Consider the following 16,009-nt stretch of genomic DNA (forward strand, 5'->3'; position numbering starts at 1 on the left):
CCCCTGCCGACCAAGCCGCTGAAGCTGATCTTGCGCTGCGCGCCATCAGCCTGGAAATCGAGGGTTTGAACACTTTCCGGCTCACCCCGCACCTTCACTTCCGCATGCAGCTTCACCGACTCGAGCACCTGCTGGTCGAACTGCATCAAGCCTTCCAGCTTGATTTTCGGCGTACTTTCTCCCATGCCGTCGATGGCTTCCTGGAAACCCTTCGCCAGCTCGCCCAGGGCGCGCGCTTCAGCGTCGCTGAGGTCGCCGCTGGTCGTCATGTTCACGGCCAGGCCGTCGCCCTGGCTGTCGAGCGACAGCTTGACTTCGACGCCGCTCTTGGTGGTGATGCTGAGGGACACCCGGTCTTCGCCATTGCCATGCAGGCTGCCGGGCGCGATGCCGGATGCGCCATAGATATTCGGCGTGGTGCTTGGCGGCGGCTGCCGCATCGCCTGCGAGAAATTATAGTTTCCCAGCTTGGCCTGTCCCAGCATGGCCGCGCCCAGGCCGCTGAAGCGGCCGCCAAACGCGTACGACGAGAAACTCTTCGTCATCGCCTCGCTGACCTTGTCGCGCGTCGTGCTTTCCCACACCATGGGCGCTTTCACGAACGCGGCCGGCTTGCCGTCGTTCACGCTCTCCGGGCTGAGCGCAACGATGGCAGACGGCGTGGATGCGGGCGCCGGCGCCTCCGTGCGGTTCGACGTGGTGGCGGAGGCCCGTGACGGGGCGCTATTCCAACTGGACAGTGGAGAAATGGAGGTCATGGCGCTGTCACCTTGCAAATGGAGAGAGGAGGCATCATAAAAGTTCGATATGGTTAGTTTTTTTGCAATCACCTGGCGCCAGGCAAACCTGGCGTCACGTTATCTGGCGTGATGGCAAGTACTGCATGGCAATACTGCATTAACGGCAAGAAACGGCAAAGCATGAGCGTCGGGGAAATGAAACATTTTCATGCCGCCAGCCTTGACTACCCACAACAAGTTGAATCTCTGCCGGGAATGTCCATTAAAATGCCAATATGGAACACAAGATTCTGCACGCCCCGCTGGCCAGCTTTACCGACTTGTTGCTCGATGCCGTGTGCATGGTCGACGTGGAGGGGCGCTTTGTTTTCGTCAGCGCCGCCTGCGAACGCATCTTCGGCTATACGCAGCAGGAAATGATCGGCAAGCGCATGCTCGACCTGGTCGCGCCCGCCGACCGCGCCCGCACCCTGGCCGCCGCGCAAGCCATCATGGATGGCCATGCACAGACGCACTTCGAGAACCGCTACCTGCGCAAGGATGGCAGCCTGGCGCACATCATGTGGTCGGCCCGCTGGTCCGCCGCCGACCAGCTGCGCGTGGCGGTGGCGCGCGACATCACCTTGCTGAAACAGGCGCAGGCCAAGCAGGCCGCGCTGTACGCCATCTCCGAAGCCATGCAGGCCACGCAGGACTTGCCCGCCTTGCTGCACCGCATCCAGCACATCATCGGCGAACACTTGCCGACGCGCAGCCTGACCTTGCTGCTGCATGACGAACACGGCGTGCAAGCTCCGATGACCTCGCATGCCGACGACAGCGCGCCCCAGCCAACCTCATCCCTGGCCAGCCTGCTGTGCGACGAAGTCCTGCGCAGCGGCCGCCCGCTGCGTCTGCAGGCGGGACAACTGGCAGGTCTGCCGGCGGCGCTGCAAACGGCGGCCTGCGCCCTGTCTTCGTGCTGGCTGGCCGTGCCGCTGTATTCGTCCCTGGGCAGCATCGGCGCGCTGGCCCTGCAAGGGGGCCAGGATGCCGTCATCGGTTCGGCGCAAGACCAGGATTTGCTGCAATTTGTCGCCAAGCAACTTGCCACCGCCATCGAGCGCCGCCAGTTGCAGACGCAAATGCAGTTCATGGCCATGCACGACGAGCTGACCCGATTGCCCAACCGCCGCCTGTTCCATGACCACCTGCACACGGCGTTCGCGCGCGCGCACCGCCAGGAAGGCCGGCTGTCGCTGCTGTTTCTCGACCTCGACAATTTCAAGCGGGTCAACGACGAGCACGGCCATGCCTGTGGCGACCTGCTGCTGCAAACGGTGGCGAGCCGCCTGCGCGATTGCATGCGTGAAACCGACACCCTGGCCAGGATGGGCGGCGATGAATTCGTCGTGCTTCTGGAAAGCAATGCCGCGCCGGTGGACGTCAGCCTGATCGAGCAAAAGATCCATGCGGCCCTGGCTGCGCCGCTGCACCTGGGCAACGGACAACAATTGCAGATCGCCGTCAGCATCGGCGTGGCCCACTATCCGGAAGACGGCGATACCACGCAGCAGTTGCTGCGCCATGCGGACCGGGCCATGTACGCTTCGAAGGTGCTGGCCGCCGCCTCGCGCTAGCCTACGCCCGCCCTTGGCGACAGTTGCGCATGCTATACTTTCCGGCGATGCTGAGACTCTTCAAAACATGGCTGATCCTGCTGTTGATCACGGCGGTGCCACTGCAAGCGGCCGCTGCGGGCGCCATGCTGGCGTGCGCGCCGTTCGCAGCCGCACCTGCCGCGCCTGCCGCCGCTGTGCCGGCCGCCTGCCAGCATCACGCTGCGGACAGCGCCGGCACGCCAGAAGACAACAAGCCCCCTGCCAAGCACCCCGCATGCGGCGCCTGCTCCAGTTTTTGCGCGGGCGCGCTGATGCCGCCCTGCCTCGCCCTGCCTGCCGTGCCCTGCACCGGCGCGCAACAAGTCGCCATCGCAACGGCCACCTTGCTGACCGGATTCATTCCCGACGGCCCGCGCCGGCCGCCGAGACCGCTTTCCGCATAGCCCCAAGCACGTCCCACACAGGCCACCGAGGTGGCCACGATAGACCTACTTCGTCTGAAAGCAGCACATGATCAAACATTTATTAGTGCGCGGCGCCTTCGCCGCCATGCTGGGCCTGCCCACGTTCGCCATGGCGGCCCTGCCCGTCATTGAAGTCTACAAGAGCGCCTCGTGCGGCTGCTGTTCCGCATGGATCAAGCACCTCGAAGCGAACGGCTTTACGGTGCGCGCGAAAAATGTCGAGATGCCGGCGCAATACCGCAAGCTGGCGGGCATTCCCGACGCGCTCGGCTCATGCCACACGGGCCTCGTCAACGGCTACGCCATCGAGGGCCATGTACCGGCCAGCGAAATCAAGCAGTTGCTGCGCGAGAAACCCAAGGCCAAAGGCCTGGCCGTGCCGGCTATGCCGATGGGTTCGCCAGGCATGGAAGGACCGCGCAAGGATGCGTATGACGTCCTGCTGGTCAAGAACAATAGCAGCACCGAAGTCTACAAGCACTACAAATAACCCTGAGGGGAAATGAAAAACGCCGCCGGAATCGCTTCCGGCGGCGTTTTTTGTGTCAGGCAGTCAAGCACTGACTGCCTGTCAGGACTGCATCAGATGCTGTCCAGCACGGCATTCAGGCTGGCGCTAGGACGCATGACCGCTTCCGTCTTCGCCGGATCTGGCAGGTAGTAACCGCCGATATCCGTTTCCTTGCCTTGTACTGCTTTCAGCTCGGCAACGATCTTTTCTTCGTTGTCGGCCAGGGCCTTGGCCACTGGCGCAAAATGCGCCGCCAGTTCCGCATCGTCCTTCTGCGTAGCCAGGGCTTGCGCCCAGTACATGGCCAGGTAGAAATGGCTGCCGCGGTTGTCGAGTTCGCCGGTACGTGGCGATGGCGACTTGTTGTTGTCCAGCAGCTTGCCGGTGGCTTCATCGAGGGTTTTCGCCAGGATTTTGGCCTTGGCGTTGCCCGTTTTGATGCCCATGTCTTCCAGCGACACGGCCAGGGCCAGGAACTCGCCCAGCGAATCCCAGCGCAAATGGTTTTCTTCCACCAGTTGCTTGACGTGTTTCGGTGCCGAACCGCCGGCGCCCGTTTCGTACATGCCGCCGCCGGCCATCAAAGGCACGATCGACAGCATCTTGGCGGACGTACCCAGTTCCAGGATCGGGAACAAATCGGTCAGGTAATCGCGCAGGATGTTGCCGGTCACCGAGATGGTGTCCAGGCCACGGAAGGCGCGCTCCAGCGTGTAACGCATGGCGCGCGTTTGCGACATGATCTGGATGTCCAGGCCCTTGGTGTCGTGCTCCTTCAGGTAAACCTGTACCTTCTTGATGACTTCGTTCTCGTGCGGACGGTAGGAATCGAGCCAGAACACGGCAGGCATGCCCGAGTTGCGCGCGCGCGTGACGGCCAGCTTGACCCAGTCGCGGATCGGTGCGTCCTTGACCTGGCACATGCGCCAGATATCGCCCTCTTCCACCGTTTGCGTCAGCAGCACTTCGCCCGTTTCCAGGTCGGTGATGTTGGCGATGCCGCCTTCAGGCACTTCAAACGTCTTGTCGTGCGAACCGTATTCTTCCGCTTGCTGCGCCATCAGGCCCACGTTCGGCACGGTGCCCATGGTCTTCGGATCGAAGTTGCCATGCCATTTGCAGAAGCCAATCATTTCCTGGTAGATCCGTGCGAAAGTCGATTCCGGCATGACTGCCTTGACGTCTTTCGGACGGCCATCGGCGCCCCACATCTTGCCGCCGATACGAATCATGGCTGGCATCGACGCGTCGACGATGATGTCGTTCGGCGAATGGAAGTTGGTGATGCCCTTGGCCGAATCGACCATGGCCAGTTCCGGACGATGCGCGTGGCAGGCGTGCAGGTCTTTCAGCACTTCATCTTTTTGCGACGCCGGCAAGGTTTCGATCTTGTCGTACAGGTTGCTCATGCCATTGTTGACATTCACGCCCAGCTTGTCGAACAGGGCGGCGTGCTTGGCGAACGCGTCCTTGTAGAAGATGCGCACGCAGTGACCGAAAACGATCGGGTGCGACACCTTCATCATGGTCGCCTTGACGTGCAGCGAGAACATCACGCCCGTCTTGAAGGCGTCGTCGATTTCTTTCTCGTAGAACTCCAGCAGCGCTTTCTTGCTCATGAACATGCTGTCGATGATTTCGCCCGCTTGCAGGGAAACCTTCGGTTTCAGCACGATGGTCTTGCCCGAGGCCGTGACCAGTTCCATCTTGACGTCGCGCGCCTTTTCCAGGGTCAGCGATTTTTCACCATGGTAGAAGTCGCCGTGGTGCATGTGCGAGACGTGCGTTTGCGACGACTGGCTCCACTCGCCCATCGAATGCGGGTGCTTGCGTGCGTACTCTTTGACAGCCTTCGGTGCGCGGCGGTCGGAATTGCCTTCACGCAGGACCGGGTTGACGGAGCTGCCGATGCACTTGCCGTAGCGGGCCTTCAAGGCTTTTTCTTCTTCCGTCTTCGCATCTTCCGGGTAATCCGGCAGCTTGTAGCCACGGCCTTGCAATTCGCGCACGCAGGCGATCAGCTGGCCTTGCGAAGCGCTGATGTTCGGCAGCTTGATGATGTTGGTGTCCGGATTCTGGGTCAATTTGCCCAGTTCAGCCAGGGTGTTCGGGACTTTTTGCGCGTCCGTCAGGAATTCGGGAAATTCAGCCAGTACACGCGACGCCACCGAAATATCGCTGGCGACCACGTCCACGCCAGCCGGCGCGGTGAATTTTTTGATAATTGGCAGCAGGGAATACGTCGCGAGCAGCGGCGCCTCGTCAGTCAGCGTGTAGATGATTTTGGATTTTTGTGTTGCCATGTTCATTCCCTTGTATGCGGTGATGCCTGGTGGTTAACTTTCTTCATTCCAAACACAGGACGGTTAGCCTTGCTTTGGACGGCTAGTGTGCCGGCGGTGACGCCGTGCTTGCCCACCACGTATTTTAGACTGTCCTGCCGCTGTTTGTGTATCCGATGGCGACGAATCTTATATAAGACAGCAAATATCGGGATCTGAAGGCCCAGGATGGCCATTTTCCGCGCTGAAATGCCTTCCAGGCACGCGCGCGGCATGGTCGTGAGCGTGGCAGCGATGACGATGTTAATCATTATAAATCGTAATGATTCTCATTTATAATGTCGTGCATGCAATTCCTCCCTACTAACTTTATACGCTGCCCTTGATGCCCATTCCACATTCCCCACTCGCCCACCCCCACCTCACCACCCGGCTGATCCTCGCCGGCCTGCTCGTTGCCAGCGTCACGCCGCAGGCGATCGCCCAGGCGGCGGCCGATGCATCGACCCCGCTCGCCACCGTGCTGGTGAATGGCCAGGCCGAAGCGGACGCCGGCGGACAGATCGCCAAAAGCGCGCGCGCCGGCATGCTCGGTGAAAAAGACTTGCTCGATACGCCCTTCAGCGTCAACAGCTACACCAGCCAGCGCATGCTGGACCAGCAGGCGCTGACCCTGGCCGAGGTGCTGGGCGGCGACCCATCGACCCGCTTCACGGGCCAGATCGGCGGCGTCACGGATTCCTTCTTCATCCGCGGCTTTCCCCTCAACGAGGGCAATCTGAGCGAAGTGGCGTTTGACGGCGTGTATGGCGTGTCGCCCAATTACCACCTGTTTACGGAATACCTGCAGAGCGTCGAAGTGCTCAAGGGACCGGCCGCCCTGCTGTACGGCATGTCGCCAAACGGCGGCGTGGGCGGCGTCGTCAATGCCGTGCCGAAACGCTCGCTGCCGCGCGACCTGACGCGCCTGACTTTTGACTACGGCTCGGGCTCGCAGGCTGGCGCGGCCATCGACGTCAGCCGCCGTTTCGGCGACGAGCGGCGCTTCGGCATCCGCGTCAATGGCTTGCACCGCCAGGGCCGCACGCCGCTCGACCACCAGACCTCGCGCGCGGAAGTGGCGGCCATCGCCCTCGACTACCAGGGACAGCGGCTGCGCGCCTCGCTCGACGTGATCGAGCAATACCAGTGGATCGACGCGCCCACGCGCCCCTTCCTCGTGGCCGCGCGCCTGCCCGTGCCGCAAGCGCCCGATGGCCGGCGCAATATCGCCCAGTCCTGGGGCTGGTGGAAGTCCAACGACCTGGCCACCCTGGGCAAGCTCGAATACGATGTGAACGATAAAGTGACCGTGTTCGCCGATGTGGGCGGCACGCGCTCCGACGTCTCGCGCTATTCGGACCAGACGCCGACCATCGCCAGCGCGGCAGGCGACATGACGGTCACGCCCATGCACTGGAAATTCCGCGTGCGGCGCGCCAGCGCCGACACGGGCGTGCGCACGCGTTTTCGCACGGGCGGCGTCGAGCATGCGCTGGTCGTGATGGGTAATGTCTACCGCGACGAGTTTGGCAGCGTGAGCAATTCCGGCAAGCTCATCACCTCGAATATCTACCACCCTGTCGCCGTGCCCGACCCCGGCATTCCCGCTCCGCCCCGCGTGCCGAAACTGTCCGCGTCGACCCTCTCCAGCCTGGCCGTGGCCGATACGCTGGACATGCTGGACCAGCGCGTGCAACTGACCCTGGGCGTGCGCCGCCAGCTGGTCGAATCGAAAAACTACCACGCCACCAGCGGCGCGCTCACCACGCATTACAAGCAGGGCGCGTTGACGCCGCTGGCCGGCATCGTCGTCAAGCCGCTGCGCCACATGTCGCTGTATGCGAACTATATCGAGGGCTTGAGCAAGGGCGATATCGCGCCGAACATCGCCGCCAACGCGGGCCAGGTCTTCGCGCCCTACAAGAGCAAGCAGTATGAAGTGGGCACGAAGGCCGATTTCGGCGTCGTGCTGGCGACCCTGGCCGTGTTCCAGGTGAGCAAACCCAGCGGCCAGCTGTATGGCAAGGTCTACAGCATGGATAGCGAACAGCGCAACCGTGGCCTGGAACTGAACCTGTCCGGCGCCGCCAGCAAGAGTGTGCGCCTGCTGGCCGGCGTCACCCTGCTCGACGGGCGCCTGGTGAAAACCAACAACGCCGCCACCATCGGCAAGCGCCCCGTCGGCGTGCCCACGTCGATGGCCAACCTGGGCGGCGAATGGGATCTGCCGTACTGGCCGGGCCTGACGGCCACGGGCGCCGTCAGCTACACGAGCAAGCAGTTTGTCGACCAGACGAATCTGCAATCGGTGCCGTCGTGGACCAAGGTCGACCTGGGCTTGCGCTACCGCACGGCCATCGCCGGCAAGGCGACGACCTTGCGCGCCGGCCTGATGAACGCGTTTGACCGTCACTACTGGGCCGGCGTGGCTTCGTATGGCACCGTGTCGCAATCGGCGCCCCGCAGCGTGCAACTGTCGGCCGCCGTGGATTTTTAACGGACTCCAGCAGCAAAGTAAAAAAAGCAGCAAAAAGAGACCTACCCACCGCCGATGGCGACAGGATCCTTTGCCGGCCCTGTCGCCATCGGCAAACAGCGGAACTCTCCGCATGACTGCGGTCTAACGGACCAGGGCAGTGGCGGGAGAACCCGCACCGCTCCACATTCCAGTCCTCCCTGCCCCTGCCAGGCACACCGCCGCCGCCACCGCGCTGGCAGCGCTGCATCAACACAGGCGTCACGCCGAACGACAACTACATTGATATTTATCAAATTGACTGCCCGATGCGTGGGCTACTGTCGGTGCCATCTTTGATTTGAAACAGAAACTCTGCTGCCAAGAATCGACCATTCCAGACACAACGCCAGTTTTCGCCAGGCTCTTCATTTCCCAGCCGATAACGCTCGCGAAGTGCGGTAACACGCAGCGTCCCCCTCCCTCGCCTACACGTGCCGGGGAAACTTTTGCTAGCGATTTTGCAGCTTTTTGATTAATGCACGTTAAAAAGGAATTTCGTATGAGCACGTATTCTGATATTTGCATCGTGGGCGCCGGCATCGGAGGCCTGACTTGCGCCAATCAACTGATCGACGCCGCCGCCAGCAGGAAGCTGCGCATCCGCGTATTCGACCTGAACGCCACCGTCGGCGGCCGCATCCAGTCGCGAAAAATAAACGGCGAGGAAATTGCCGAACTCGGCGCCGCCCGCTACTCGCCGCAGCTGCATCCGCATTTCCAGCAACTGATGCAGGGCAGCGGACTGCCGCATGCCGTCTACCCGTTCACCGAGGTCATCTCCCGCGATAGCGTGCTGGAGGAGCTGAAGGCAACGCTCGATGGCCTGAGCCCGATGCTGAAAGAGCATCCGAACGACTCCTTCCTCGCGTTCTTCAGCCATTACCTGGGCGCCGCCAGGGCCACCCAGATCATCAAGGCAACCGGCTATGACGCCTTGCTGCTGCCGATGGTCTCGGCGGCCATGGCCTACGACATCATCAAGAAGCATCCGGAAACGCAGCACTTTACGGAAAACGCCGCCAACCGGTGGCACTATGCCACCGACGGCTACCACGCGTTGCTGTGCCAGTTGCAGCACCAGGCGCAGGCCGCCGGGGTGGAGTTCCGGCTCGAACACCGCTTGCTGTCCGTTGAAAAATCGGGCGCCGAGCATGTGCTTGCCTTCAGCCACCACGGCGACACGCATATGCACCGGACACGCCATCTGGTGATGACCGTCCCGCCGTCCGCCATGCCGCGCCTGAACCTGGATTTTCCTGCCGCCTGGAGCCCGTTCCAGTACGACTCGCTGCCCCTGTTCAAGGGATTCTTCACGTTCGACACGGCCTGGTGGGACGCGCTGGGGCTGACCGACAAGGTGCTGATGGCGGCAAATCCCCTGCGCAAGATCTACTTCAAGGGCGACAAATACGTGCTGTTCTATACCGACAGCAAAAGCGCCACTTACTGGCGCGACAGCCTGGAGCTTGGTGAAGAGGTGTACCTGGAGCGTGTCCGCAGCCACCTGGAAGAAGTCCTGCCGCTCGATGGCCAGCCGCTGCCGCCGATCAAGGCGCACTTCCACAAGTTCTGGCCGCATGGCGTCGAGTTTTGCGTGGAGCCGGAAGCCGAGCATCCGGCCGTGCTGCTGCACCGCGACGGCATCATCTCCTGCTCGGATGCCTATACCGCGCATTGCGGCTGGATGGAAGGCAGCCTGATCAGCGCCCAACACGCCAGCGGCCTGTTGCTGCAACGGCTCGATCAGCGGACGGAAGAGGAAGCTGCCAACGATACCTTCATCACTTCCTCGACCGAGCGCGCATGAGCTTACTTGACTTCCCCCGCCTGCATTTTCGGGGTTTTGCCCGCGCCAATGTGCCGACGGGGAATCGCAATACGCACGGCAACATCGATATCGCCACGAATGCGGTATCGATGGCGGGCGAAGCTGTCGACCTGAGCCGGCCGCCAGCCGAATTCCATGCGCACCTGAAACAGCTTGCCCCCCGCTTCAACGCACAGGGCAAGCCCGATCCGGACGGCGTCTTCAGCCTGGCGGCAGGCCACAATTTTGGCGGGAATAATCATTTCTCGTGGGAAAGCGCGCGGATCACGGGTGTCCAGCTGCGTGAGGGCGAGGTCGATACGAAAGACGCGCTGGTGGGCGCCAGGCTGGGCCTGTGGGGCCACTACAACGAGTACCTGCGCACGACGTTCAACCGCGCCAGGTGGATCGACAACAACCCGGCGCAACCGGACACCACGCTGATCTACGCCGGTCAGTTCACCCTGAGCGACAAGCTGGCCACGCCCAACACGCCCACCTTGTTCACGGCCGACATCGCGCAGGCGCACTCGGTGCGCTGGCTCGGCAGCGGCCATATCACGGAACGCAGCGGGCATTTTCTGGACGAGGAATTTGGCCGCTCGCGGCTGTTCCAGTTTTCCGTGGCCAAGCAAGACCCGCATTTCCTGTTCAATGCGGACCTGCCGCTGCCGGCCAGCATGCGTGCCTTGCAGCAAGCCCTGGCCGACGATGACGTGCTGGGTCTGACGGTGCAGTACTGCCTGTTCAATATGTCGACGCCGCTAAAACCCGACTCGCCCGTGTTCTACGACCTGGCCGGCAGCATCGGCCTGTGGCGGCGCGACGAGCTGGCCACCTATCCGGCTGGCCGCCTGCTGCAGCCGCGCCAGGCCAGCCTGGGGCCGGTGCTGGTGCAAGTGCACGCGGACCGCGTCGCGTTCAACATGCCGACGGCCATCCCCTTCACCACGCGCGACGCGGCCGCCGTCTCGGAACAGCATCCCACGCATGTGCTGGGCGGCAAGCAGGCGCTCGGCGACCTGCTGCTGCATGATGACACAGGCACCTTGCTGGCCAGGATTCCGGAATCGCTGTACCGCGACCACTGGCGCCATCACGGGATCTTCGACGTGCCGCTGCTGCACGCTGGCGCCTCGGGTTCGCTCAGACTGGGCAGCGCGCAGGCGCAGTGGGACGAGGCCGACTGGGTGCTGCAATCGGACAGCAACCAGCTGTACCTGGAAGCGCCGAACCATAAAAAGCACGAGCAATTTCCGCAGACCATCACCGTGCAAAGCCGCTTCCGCGGCGAGCTGGCGGCGCCCCCGTCCCTGGCGCAAGCGGAAGACGGCGCGCTGCTGGCCGTGCAGCAGCAGCCGTCGCCGCTCGGGCATGGCTACACGGCGCTGACCCTGACGGGACGCCAGCCGGGCGCGACCCGCATCGTGCTGGGCACAGGCCAGGATAAACAATACCTCGGCGTGCGCGTGCTACCCGACGACTGGGACCTCGACGACGTACCGGCCGAACAGGTCGACTACGCCTTCCTCTACCGGCATGTGATGAGTTACTACGAGCTCGTGTATCCCTTCATGTCGGACAAGGTCTTCAGCCTGGCGGACCAGTGCAAGTGCGAAACGTATTCGCGCCTGATGTGGCAGATGTGCGATCCGCAGAACCGCGAAAAAAGCTACTACATGCCCAGCACCCGCGAACTGTCGCTGCCAAAGTCGCGCCTGTTCCTGAAATACCTGACCCAGGTCGAGGCGGCAGCCGCGGCCAAGGCGGCGGTGCCGGAAGCGGCCCCGCCGCCTGTCATCGGCAGCAAGACCGAACTGATCGAGGAGCTGAAAAAGGCCATCGACCTGGAACTGTCGCTGATGCTGCAATACCTGTATGCCGCGTATTCGATTCCCAATTATGCGCAGGGGGAAGCGCTGGTGCAGGCCGGCCGCTGGCTGCCGGCCGAGCTGGAGCTGGCCTGCGGCGCCGAAGACCGGCGCCGCAACAGCGGCACGCGCGGCGCCCTGCTGGAAATCGCGCATGAAGAAATGATTCACTACTTATTAGTGAACAATGTGCTGATGGCGCTGGGCGAGCCGTTTTACAGCGGTACGCCGCTGCTGGGCCAGCAGGCGCGCCAGCGTTTCGGCCTGGATACGGAATTTGCGTTCGAGCCATTTTCCGAACACGTGCTGGCCCGCTTCGTGCGCTTCGAATGGCCCGACTACATTCCCACGCCGGGCAAATCGATTGCCACCTTCTATATCGCGATCCGCCAGGCCCTGGCCGGGCTGCCCGGCCTGTTCGAGAGCGGCGGCGGCAAGCGCGGCGGCGAACACCATTTGTTCCTGAAAGAACTGACCAACCGCGCCTATCCCGGCTACCAGCTGGAAGTGTCCGACCGCGACAGCGCCTTGTTCGCCATCGATTTCGTCACGGAACAGGGCGAAGGCGTGGCCGTCGATTCGCCGCATTTCGCCTCGTCGCACTTCCAGCGGCTGCGCACCGTCGCCGGCAAATTTTCAGCCTGCGACAAGCCGTTCGAGCCGGCCGTGCCGGCGCTGAAGAATCCCGTGCTGGAAGCGCGCGCGGACTGCACCGTGGTGACCGATCACAAGGCGCGCGCGCTGATGCAGCTGTATCAAGGCTGCTACGAACTGACCTTCCTGATGATGGCGCACCATTTCGCGCAGCAGCCGCTGGGCAGCCTGCGCCGCTCGCGCCTGATGAACGCCTCCATCGACATCATGACCGGCCTGTTGCGCCCCCTGTCGGCCGCCCTGATGAACATGCCGTCCGGCGTGCCCGGCCGCCATGCGGGGCCGCCCGTGCCAGCGCCCGTCAGCAGCCGGGTCAGCAGCGACTACAGCCTGGGCTGCGACATGCTGGCGCAGAAATGCCTGGCGCTGGCGCAGTACGCGCGCGGCCTTGAGAGCGATGCCATCGGCATGGCGCCGATAGAAATGTTGGAATTTTTTAATCAGCAACTTACCGATTTATCTCGGGGAAAGATGTCAAGAGAGGCTTGAAATGCATAAAATCATTATCGTCGGCGGAGGCCTGGCAGGTAGCCTCAGCGCCATTTATCTGGCGCAACGGGGACACGATGTCCACGTTGTCGAAAAGCGCGGCGATCCGCTGCTGGAAAACGCGGCAAACGCCGACCCGGTCAACTCGCGCGCCATCGGCGTGAGCATGACGGTGCGCGGCATCAAGGCCGTCCTGGGAGCGGGCATCAGCAAGCAGGAGCTCGACCAGTGCGGCGAACCCATCGTCGGCATGGCTTTCAGCGTAGGCGGCCGGCACCGGATACGCGAGCTGACTCCGCTCGAAGGCCTGTTCCCCCTGTCGCTGGACCGCACCGCCTTCCAGCGCCTGCTGAACCGGCATGCCGCCAAGCACGAGGTGAAATATTACTTTGAGCATAAATGCCTGGATGTCGACCTGGAAAGAAAGATCGTGCTGATCCAGGGTCCGGATGGCGCCTTGCAGCAACTGCATGGCGACCTGGTCATTGGTGCCGACGGTGCCCACTCGGCCGTGCGGCGCGCCATGCAAAGCGGCATGCGCCGTTTCGAGTTCCGGCAAAGTTACTTCCGCCACGGCTACAAGACGCTGGTGTTGCCGAACGCGGCGGATCTGGGTTTCAGGAAGGATTTGCTGTACTTCTTCGGCATGGATTCCAAGGGCCTGTTTGCAGGCCGCGCGGCCACCATCCCGGACGGCAGCATCAGCTTTGCCCTGTGCCTGCCCTACACCGGCACGCCCAGCCTGGGCACGCTCAACCGCGAAGCCATGGCCGACTTCTTCAGCCGCTACTTCGGCACCCTGCCGCCGGAGCGCCGCAAGGAGATGCTGGACCAGTTCATGGCGCTGCCCAGCAACGACCTCATCAATGTCCGCTCCAGCACCTTCCACTACAAGGCCAATATCCTGCTGATAGGCGATGCGGCGCATGCCACCGCCCCCTTCCTCGGACAAGGCATGAACATGGCGCTGGAAGACGTCCACGTCTTCGTTTCCCTGCTGGAAAAGCACGGCAACGCCCTGGGCCCTGCCCTGTCCGAGTTCACGCAGCAGCGCAAGGTGCAGGCGGACGCCATGCAGGATATGGCGATCGCCAACTATGAAGCGCTGAGCAATCCGAATCTGATTTTCTTCCTGCAGACGCGCTACACGCGCTACATGCACAAGAAATTCCCCCGTGTTTATCCGCCAGACATGGCGGAGAAACTGTACTTCACATCGGTTCCTTACGATGAATTGCAGCAAATCCAGAAGAAACAAAACGTTTGGTACAAACTTGGAAGGGTAAATTAATGAACATTCTCGTCATCGGCGCAGGCCCCGCAGGACTGCTGTTTGCCAGTCAAATGAAACAGGCCCAGCCCGGCTGGGATATCAGCATTACGGAAAAAAACACCCCGGAAGAAGTGCTGGGCTGGGGCGTGGTACTGCCGGGACGGCCGCCGCGCCATCCGGCCAACCCGCTGTCCTACCTGGAGCAGCCGGAGCGGCTCAATCCGCAGTTCCTGGAAGAATTCAAGCTCGTGCATCACGACCAGCCCAATCTGATGAGCACCGGCGTGACCCTGTGCGGCGTCGGACGCCAGGCCCTGGTGCAGGCCCTGCGCGCCAAGTGCGTGGCGGCCGGCATCACGATCAGCTACGAAACGCCGCCAGCGGACAAGGCGCAGCTGGAGGCCGAGTACGACCTGGTGGTGGTATCGAATGGCGTCAACTACAAATCACTGGACTTGCCGCCGGCGCTGGCGCCGCACATCGATTTCGGCCGCAACAAATACATCTGGTACGGCACCACCCAGCTGTTCGACCAGATGAACCTGGTGTTCCGCAGCAATGAGCACGGCATTTTCATCGGCCATGCCTATAAATACTCGGACACGATGAGCACCTTTATCGTCGAGTGCAGCGAAGAAACGTACGCCAGGGCCGGGCTGGAAGCGCTGTCCGAGCGCGACGCCGCCGCGTACATCGCCAACACGTTCAAAGCAGAACTCGGCGAGCACGGACTGCAGAGCCAACCAGGCCAGGGCTGGCGCAACTTCATGACCCTCAGCCACGACCAGGCCTGCGACGGCAAGTTCGTCCTGCTCGGCGATGCGCTGCAATCGGGACATTTTTCCATTGGCCATGGCACCACCATGGCCGTGGTGGCGGCCCTGCTGCTGGTCAAAATCCTCAATACCGAAGCCGGCACGGCCGCGGCCCTGGACAGCTTCAATACCCGCGCCGTGCCCCTGGTGCAACTGTTCAAGGAGCACGCCAACAGCAGCCGCCTGTGGTTTGAAAGCGTCGGCGAACGTATCGAACTGAGCAATGAAGAGCTGACCGCCAGCTTCGACGCCCGCCGCAAGGAATTGCCGTCGCTGCAGGAAGCGCTGATGGCCAGCCTTGGCTACGCGCTGGGCCGCTAAGGGAGACACCATGCCGACACACGTCTCCCCGCCGCTGCTGCCGATGCAATGGAGCAGCGCCTATGTTTCCTACTGGACGCCGATGCAGGCGGATGACCAGGTCACGTCCGGCTATTGCTGGTTCGACTATGCGCGCAACATCTGCCGCATCGACGGCCTGTTCAATCCCTGGTCAGAAAAGGAACATGGCCACCTGCTGTGGATGTCGGAAATCGGCGACGCCAGGCGTGAACAAAGCCGCAAGCAGAAAGTGGCTTACGCCAGGCAGGCGCAGGCAACTGGCGAGCAGCTGCAGGGCACGGCGCTGGCCGACGAGGTGACGCCGTTCCATGACCTGTTCCTGCCGCAAGCGGTGCTGGTCGACGGCAGTGCCCGTCACGACGGCCTCCACAGCGTGCTGGGCCGAGAGGCGGACGCCTGGGTAGTCAAGCGGACGGGCAAGCCGCCATCGGTCTTTTACCTGGAGGCCGGTGGCAACCGCCTGTTGCGCATGGTCACTGGCAACGACCCGCAGCACCTGTCGGTACGCGACTTTCCCAATCTGTTGGTCGGCGACATTCCGGACAGCGTCTTTACGTCTTGCAACACCTGACCAGGACGTGGCGCGCGCCCCCCCCCCCA

At 62.5% G+C, this 16,009-nt stretch carries 11 protein-coding genes and 1 pseudogene; 9 read left to right on the forward strand and 3 right to left on the reverse strand.

The features are described from left to right. Positions 1-758: pseudogene (locus tag HWE17_RS27015) on the reverse strand (hypothetical protein); the annotation flags it as partial. 257 nt (positions 759-1,015) lie between these two features. Between HWE17_RS27015 and HWE17_RS27020 the strand changes: the two are divergent. The 3 genes from HWE17_RS27020 to HWE17_RS27030 all read left to right on the forward strand — a co-directional run bounded on the left by HWE17_RS27020 (position 1,016) and on the right by HWE17_RS27030 (position 3,295). Further along, the gene (locus tag HWE17_RS27020; RefSeq protein WP_176390904.1) at positions 1,016-2,359 is read left to right on the forward strand and encodes a diguanylate cyclase; all 1,344 of its coding nucleotides are present in this window, start codon (positions 1,016-1,018) and stop codon (positions 2,357-2,359) included. A 47-nt stretch (positions 2,360-2,406) separates the two neighbouring features. Further along, on the forward strand, positions 2,407-2,784 hold the full coding sequence (locus tag HWE17_RS27025; protein WP_176390905.1) for a hypothetical protein: 378 nt from the start codon (positions 2,407-2,409) through the stop codon (positions 2,782-2,784). Positions 2,785-2,851: 67 nt separating this feature from the next. Continuing rightward, positions 2,852-3,295 (forward strand): DUF411 domain-containing protein, encoded by a 444-nt coding sequence (locus HWE17_RS27030; RefSeq protein WP_176390906.1) that lies wholly within the window; start codon positions 2,852-2,854, stop codon positions 3,293-3,295. Between the two features lie 92 nt (positions 3,296-3,387). On the opposite strand, the gene HWE17_RS27035 is transcribed toward HWE17_RS27030, so the two are convergent. Together HWE17_RS27035 and HWE17_RS27040 are read right to left on the reverse strand one after the other, a co-directional pair. Beyond that, positions 3,388-5,619 (reverse strand): NADP-dependent isocitrate dehydrogenase, encoded by a 2,232-nt coding sequence (locus tag HWE17_RS27035; RefSeq protein ID WP_099402183.1) that lies wholly within the window; start codon positions 5,617-5,619, stop codon positions 3,388-3,390. 2 nt (positions 5,620-5,621) lie between these two features. Beyond that, complete coding sequence (locus HWE17_RS27040) at positions 5,622-5,909, reverse strand: hypothetical protein (RefSeq protein ID WP_099402184.1); 288 nt, start codon at positions 5,907-5,909, stop codon at positions 5,622-5,624. 74 nt (positions 5,910-5,983) lie between these two features. Between HWE17_RS27040 and HWE17_RS27045 the strand changes: the two genes are divergently transcribed. From HWE17_RS27045 to vioE, 6 genes are all read left to right on the forward strand, one after another. Beyond that, positions 5,984-8,137: a TonB-dependent siderophore receptor gene (locus HWE17_RS27045; protein ID WP_176390907.1), complete on the forward strand. Its 2,154-nt coding sequence runs from the start codon at positions 5,984-5,986 to the stop codon at positions 8,135-8,137. A gap of 520 nt (positions 8,138-8,657) precedes the next feature. Beyond that, positions 8,658-9,965, forward strand: a complete 1,308-nt coding sequence (locus tag HWE17_RS27050; protein ID WP_176390908.1) for an FAD-dependent oxidoreductase — start codon at positions 8,658-8,660, stop codon at positions 9,963-9,965. Further along, entirely contained in the window at positions 9,962-12,979 is a 3,018-nt protein-coding gene (gene vioB, locus HWE17_RS27055) for an iminophenyl-pyruvate dimer synthase VioB (RefSeq protein WP_176390909.1), read from the forward strand. The genes HWE17_RS27050 and vioB overlap by 4 nt, the downstream gene beginning before the upstream one ends. Position 12,980: 1 nt before the next feature. Then, a complete protein-coding gene (locus HWE17_RS27060; RefSeq protein ID WP_176390910.1) occupies positions 12,981-14,270 on the forward strand; it encodes an NAD(P)/FAD-dependent oxidoreductase in 1,290 nt (429 codons plus the stop codon). Continuing rightward, on the forward strand, positions 14,270-15,388 hold the full coding sequence (locus tag HWE17_RS27065; RefSeq protein ID WP_176390911.1) for a tryptophan hydroxylase: 1,119 nt from the start codon (positions 14,270-14,272) through the stop codon (positions 15,386-15,388). Before HWE17_RS27060 ends, HWE17_RS27065 begins: the two co-directional genes overlap by 1 nt. A 10-nt stretch (positions 15,389-15,398) precedes the next feature. Beyond that, positions 15,399-15,980 (forward strand): violacein biosynthesis enzyme VioE, encoded by a 582-nt coding sequence (gene vioE / locus HWE17_RS27070; RefSeq protein ID WP_176390912.1) that lies wholly within the window; start codon positions 15,399-15,401, stop codon positions 15,978-15,980. The last annotated feature ends 29 nt before the right edge of the window (positions 15,981-16,009 follow it).

This window comes from Janthinobacterium sp. BJB401, from assembly GCF_013372745.1.
Taxonomy (GTDB): domain Bacteria; phylum Pseudomonadota; class Gammaproteobacteria; order Burkholderiales; family Burkholderiaceae_D; genus Janthinobacterium; species Janthinobacterium rivuli.